Here is a 6,865-nt window from a genome sequence, read left to right on the forward strand (position 1 = left end):
TGACCAGGGTAACTGGAGCTTTACGCCAAGCAAGCCACTGGTTAATGGCCCACATGATCTGACCACCCGGGTGACGGATCCGGCAGGTAACACCGGCGATGAAGGTCAACACCTGATTTTCAAGGTGGATATTGATCCGGGCCAGGTACAACTGACTGATGTGCTCGATGACGTGGGCGGTATCACCAGTTCCGTATCACAAAATGGGGTGACGGATGATACCCGTCCAACACTGACCGGTACCGCGAAGGCGGGCAGTATCGTTACCATCTTTGTTGACGATAAACCGCAGGGGAGTGTCAAGGTAGAAGCTGGTGGTGAGTGGAGCTTTACGCCAAACAGTGACCTGGGCCAAGGTTCACATACCTTTAGCGCCAGCGCCGAAGATCTGACCGGTCATGTCAGTACCAGTGGCACCTGGGTATTTAGTGTGGACTCCGTGGCCCCGACAGCACCGTTTATCGACTCGGCAGCGGACGATGTGGGTAGCAAACAGCCAACGGCGATGACCAGCGGCAGCGAGACGGATGATCCATCACCAACCCTGACCGGCCGTGCGGAAGCCAACAGCATTGTGAAGATCTATGACCAACGTGGTGAGATTGGGTCAGTACAGGCACTGGCCAATGGCCAGTGGAGCTACACGCCAACCACCGGCTTGTCAGAAGGACCGCATGACTTTTACGTCACGTCCACCGACAAGGCGGGCAATGTCAGTGCTCCGTCCAGCACCTTTACCCTGACGCTGGACTTCACCGCGCCGGATGGCAGTAAAGTAACCATTACTGGTGTGGACGATCAGGTGGGTAGTATTACTGGCAAGGTCGATCCAGGCCAAACCACCGATGATAACCGTCCAACCATCAGCGGCACCGGTGCGGAAAAGGGTAACACCATTACGGTGTACCGCGGCACCGAGATCATTGGTACGGCGATCGTGCAGGAAAATCTCTCCTGGTCAATGACTCCGACAAAGCAGCTGGAGGATGGTGTGGCTGAGTTGACCGCGAAAGAGAGTGATGCGGTAGGCAACACCACGGTGGCCTCACCAAACTACAGCATTAGCATCAAAACTGGCGTGCCATTAGCCCCGGTGATTACGTCGGTGGAAGATAATGTCGGGCCAGTGACTAAACCGCTGCAGAAGGGCGTGGTGACTGACGATAATACCCCGACGTTGAACGGTACCGCCGAGGCGGGTGGCATCGTGAAGGTGTATGACGATGGTAAAGTCATTGGTAGCACGAAAGTGGGAACTGATGGCAAGTGGAGCTTTACGCCAAGTGCATTGGGTGAAGGCAACCATAACCTGACAGCGACGGTGACCGATGCGATTGGTGCCACCAGCGTACATACGGGTATCTACGACATTGTGGTTGATACCAAAGCACCGGAGCCAGCCACCGATCTGCTGGTGACGGATGACATGGGCAGCAAAACCGGGCCAATCAGCGCCGGTGATACCACCGATGACAACACGCCAACCCTGAGCGGCAAGGCTGAGCCGAACAGTGTGGTCCATATCTATGATAACGGTGAGGAAATCGGTACCGCCCTGGTGACTGACCAGGGTAACTGGAGCTTTACGCCAAGCAAGCCACTGGTTAATGGCCCACATGATCTGACCACCCGGGTGACGGATCCGGCAGGTAACACCGGCGATGAAGGTCAACACCTGATTTTCAAGGTGGATATTGATCCGGGCCAGGTACAACTGACTGATGTGCTCGATGACGTGGGCGGTATCACCAGTTCCGTATCACAAAATGGGGTGACGGATGATACCCGTCCAACACTGACCGGTACCGCGAAGGCGGGCAGTATCGTTACCATCTTTGTTGACGATAAACCGCAGGGGAGTGTCAAGGTAGAAGCTGGTGGTGAGTGGAGCTTTACGCCAAACAGTGACCTGGGCCAAGGTTCACATACCTTTAGCGCCAGCGCCGAAGATCTGACCGGTCATGTCAGTACCAGTGGCACCTGGGTATTTAGTGTGGACTCCGTGGCTCCGACAGCACCGTTTATCGACTCGGCAGCGGACGATGTGGGTAGCAAACAGCCAACGGCGATGACCAGCGGCAGCGAGACGGATGATCCATCACCAACCCTGACCGGCCGTGCGGAAGCCAACAGCATTGTGAAGATCTATGACCAACGTGGTGAGATTGGGTCAGTACAGGCACTGGCCAATGGCCAGTGGAGCTACACGCCAACCACCGGCTTGTCAGAAGGACCGCATGACTTTTACGTCACGTCCACCGACAAGGCGGGCAATGTCAGTGCTCCGTCCAGCACCTTTACCCTGACGCTGGACTTCACACCACCGGATGTCAGCAAGGTAGCGATCACTGAGGTCGTCGATCAGTATGGTTTGGTAACCGGCCCGGTCAGTAAGGGTAGCGTGTTGGATGATCGCAATCCGTTGGTTAACGGTACCGGTGCTGAAAAGGGTAACACCATCACGGTATACACCACCGATGGCGATGGTAATACCAAAGTACTGGGCACCACCACCGTAGGCAGCAATGGCCAGTGGACGTTGACCGCTACGGGCTCACTGTATGACGGTAAAAACACGTTGACCGTGGAAGAGACTGACAAGGTAGGTAATAGCGCCAAGCCGAGCACCAGCTATGACGTTATTATGTCATTGACCCCAGACGCTCCGGTTATCGACAGTATTATTGATGATACCGGCACTACCCGTATGGAGTTGGCCAACAACAGCCTGACTAAGGACAATACGCCGACATTGAGCGGGACGTCTTCGGTGGCTGAAGGCGATATTATTACCATCTATAACGGTAATGCTAAGGTCGGTACCACTACTGCGGGCCCAGGTGGTAATTGGAGCTTTACACCAAACCCAGCATTGGTAGACGGTACTTACAACTTCAAAGTGACGGGGACCAACAAGGTAGGTCAGGAGAGTGCGCCGAGTGGTACTGAAACCATCACCATTGATGCGACGATTTCTGATGCGGCTATCAGCATCACGTCAATCAGTGATGACTTGGGTATCAGTAATACCGACTTCAACACCAGCGATACCACGTTGTTGATTAACGGTACACTGAACAAGGCCCTGCTGGCAGACGAGTGGGTCGAAGTGAGTGTTGATGGCGGCAAAACCTGGACTAAAGCGAGCAGCACGACCGCCAGCAGTTGGACGGTGGATCTGCAAAGCAAGCCGTTGACTTCAAAGGACTATACCATCCAGGCGCGTGTGGTTGATAAGGCCGGTAATATTGGTGACACCGACTCACATGCGCTGACAGTGAGCACCGTGGCACCGAACCTGAATGGTTTGACCACCACTGCGGGTATTACCACCGATACCGCTCCTGGCTTGGTGAAAAACGATCCGTTCAGCCACAGTGCGACGGCAACGGACACCAATATGATCACCCGTGACCGTACGGTGACCATCAAGGGTGCGTTGAGTGCTGCGCTGCAGAACGACCAGTATCTGCAGATCTCCTTTGATAATGGGAGTAGCTGGACCACCCTGTTGTCTGAAACCGGGACTAACTGGAGTCATCAGTTGGCTGCGGTCACTCAGAGCACCACCTTTGACTACCAACTGCGAGTGATTGATGCCGCCGGTAACCTGGGCACCAACGTCAATTTCAAGAGCAATTATAAGGTTGTGATTGATCTGGAAGCACCGAATGCGATCCTTGGTGCGCCTGAGGTACCGCAAATTGTTAACAGCACCACCACCTACACCTTCAACGAAGCCAAGTACGGTAAGGTTGAAGCAGGGGCGATTGTTTCACTGGTGAGTGATGTCAACGGTAATGGGACCTACCAGGAAGGGCTGGATCAGATTATCGGCTTTGCCAAAGCGAATGATGACGGTACCTGGTCAATCAGCAGCACCATGCCAGCCGGCGCGCATAATCTGGCCTTTATGGTATGGGATGAGGCCGGTAACCGTTCTTCGTTAAGTACCTCTACCAGTATTGGGGTCACTGAGGGTACCGGTAATACGCTGATTCAGCAGAAGTGGGGCGGCACCACCGATTCAGATGGCTATGGCCTGAATGCGGCAGCGGTGACTATCGGTAATAATGGCTTGTGGTCATTCTTCCAGAGTGCGCGTGCTTCAACCGGGTCAGGTCGGGCCAACTCCGGGCGTGTCTACAATATGCAAACCCAGGAGGATTACAGCTCAAACTATCTGGCTCAGCCAACCAAGCATGCTAATGGCACTACCGCTAATTGGATCGACAACTATGGCCACTTTGTTAACTCGGCCACCTTTGCCGATATCAACCGTGATGGTTATACTGATGTCATGTCACAGGTCAGTGCTTACGATAACGGTGGACACACTGCCTACTGGATGCAGAATGCGGATGGCAGTTACACGGCGAAATCGGTAAACCAAGGCGATCTTAACCACTTAGGGGGGGTGATAGCCTATGACCGCCACGGTGATGGCTATCTGGACTTTGTGTTGGCGGACTCAGCAGCAGATTCTACTTCATTCCTTAAGAACGAAAAGGGTGTGTTGAGCCCAGACGGCCCACAAGGTCGCCCTGGTGGGGCAATTCCATCTAACTTGAGTCTTTTGCATGAAATTGGTGCAGTGGATATCGATAATAACGGTACTGTTGATATTACCGCACATGTTGATAGGAATGGGGACACCGCGTTGGGGATCCTCTACAACCAAACCACCGCAACCAACTTGACCACATTTGGTAAAATAGCGGTGTACGGCTATGTTTTCCGTAATGATGGTCAGGAGGACTATGGTAATTTGTCGATCTCCATGACCTACGCCGACTATAACGGTGATGGTTGGTTGGACCTGTTCTTGAGCCGCGGTGCTAAAGGCGGTAATAACAATGAGGAAAGCCGTATCTATCTGAACGATGGCAACGGGGGCCTGAAAACGCAAGATGTTGATGCGTTATGGTTTGGTGACAAGATGGATGGTGGCACTTCACTGGCTGTGGACTGGAACCACGATGGTAAGATGGACATCATCGAAGTTCCACGCGAGAACTCCGGTTTGGGAGCTAATGCAGGCAGCCCCACACTGTACCTCAACAAGGGCACCAATAAGTGGTGGGAAAGCACTGGTATTGCCTTGACCTCGGATAAGTATATCGACATAACCGGTGCAGTCGCCCTGGATTATGACTGGGATGGTTCAATGGACTTGGTGTTGTATCGTGCAGGCCCTGATGCAGCTGTGGTATCGAAAGATAACGCCTCACCAACCTTGCTGGTGAAAAACACCAATATTGCCGCCGATGGTACCAGTTTGCAGATTCGTATTGTTGATGGCCAAGGTATCAATACCTTCTACAGCAATACCGTCAAGCTGTATAACTCGAAGAATGAGTTGGTAGCCACCCAGTTGATTAACCCGCAGGCTTCTGGCTCGAGCAACAGTATGGGTCTGGTGAGCTTCTTCGGGCTGGATCCGAATGAAGTTTACTCGGTACAGTTGTTGCGTATTACCAATGGCCAGACTGACCATGTGGGCGCAGAAACTAGCCAAGGCGGTTATACTAACGCCACGGTGAATGAAACCTGGGGTGGGTTAACCACCGGTAAATCCCATGATGCTTATGTACTGACGGCGGAAAGTGACACTGCAGCCACCAAGACCACCGATACGGGCATTGTTGGTACTGGCTATAACGACACCTTCTTTGCTTCAGCGGGTAACGATACCTACAACGGCAGTGGCGGCTGGAACCAGATTGTCAGTGGTAAGGCGGTCTGGAGTGCCACGGCTGGGATGGATATCGTTGATTACAGCCGTTCAGCAAGCGCTATCACCGCTAAACTCTGGGGGGGGACAGGTAAGGATGGATCGGCCACAGGCCAGGGCGATGACATACTCAAAAGTATCGAAGGCTTGATTGGTTCTAGCCAGGGCGATAACTTTACTGACAACTCGGCTAACAACCTGTTTGAAGGCCGTGGTGGCAACGATACGTTCTACCTGACTAATGGTGGTAACGATACGTTAATGTATAAGGTCTTGTCAGGGATGGAAACTGACGGCACCGGCGGTAATGGCAGCGATATCGTCCATGGCTTCCATGTAGGTGACGTGGTGACTGACAGTGATGCGGACCTGATTGACCTGAGCGATCTGCTGGACTACAACGGCTCAATCTCCTTCTTCAAGGATGATGACAAGATAGAATTGGACTACTCTTCCCAAGGTATTCTTAAGTACCTGAAGGTGGAGAACGTCGGCTATGACACGGTGATCAGTATTGATCGCGATGGTTCAGGCAATGCGAACGCCTTTACCAATGTCATTACGTTGGCTAATGTCCAGACTGATCTGGAAACGTTGTTGCAAAATAACCAAATTATTGTCTAATCAATAAGATGGGGGCCCACAGGGGAAACACTGTGGGCTCTTTTGCATAGCTGATCAACAGATTACAGATGACCTAATTAAGGGTGATGACAACGCCAGCAATTTATTGATATTGATGGATGAGATATCGCCCTGCATGGAGATTTTAATGAAAGCTCTTGGTAATAAATTCAAGTACGCCACTATCGTGTCATTAATGTTAGCCAGCGGATGGTGTTCTTTACCAGCTTCTGCGCAGGAGGGACTCTCTGGTGGGCATAACAATACGGTGTCTACGGTGTTAGATGCCAATGGGCAGACCGCTGGTTCAGGGACCATTGCAAACGGTTATCGTCCTGTCGGAGAGGTTGTGCCGGAGTTGTCGCAAATTGTCTTCTACTATCCTGAAGGTAAACTTCCTGCGACGGTTTATGTGGATCGTCAACTGCAATCGGTACTATTGCCTGGCGAGTATACGGTCTTTTGTGTTGTCCCTGGTGGGCACGCCATTGAGTCCTACTTCCAGGA

General features: G+C 52.5%; 1 protein-coding gene and 1 pseudogene. Both read left to right on the forward strand.

The window, feature by feature from the left end:
- Positions 1-6,358 (forward strand): Ig-like domain repeat protein (locus IO95_RS10385; RefSeq protein WP_051791184.1); only part of this gene is annotated, 6,358 nt, incomplete at its 5' end.
- A 148-nt stretch (positions 6,359-6,506) separates the two neighbouring features.
- A pseudogene (locus IO95_RS10390) lies at positions 6,507-6,865 on the forward strand (OmpA family protein); the annotation flags it as partial.

It is taken from the genome of Serratia sp. DD3, assembly GCF_000496755.2.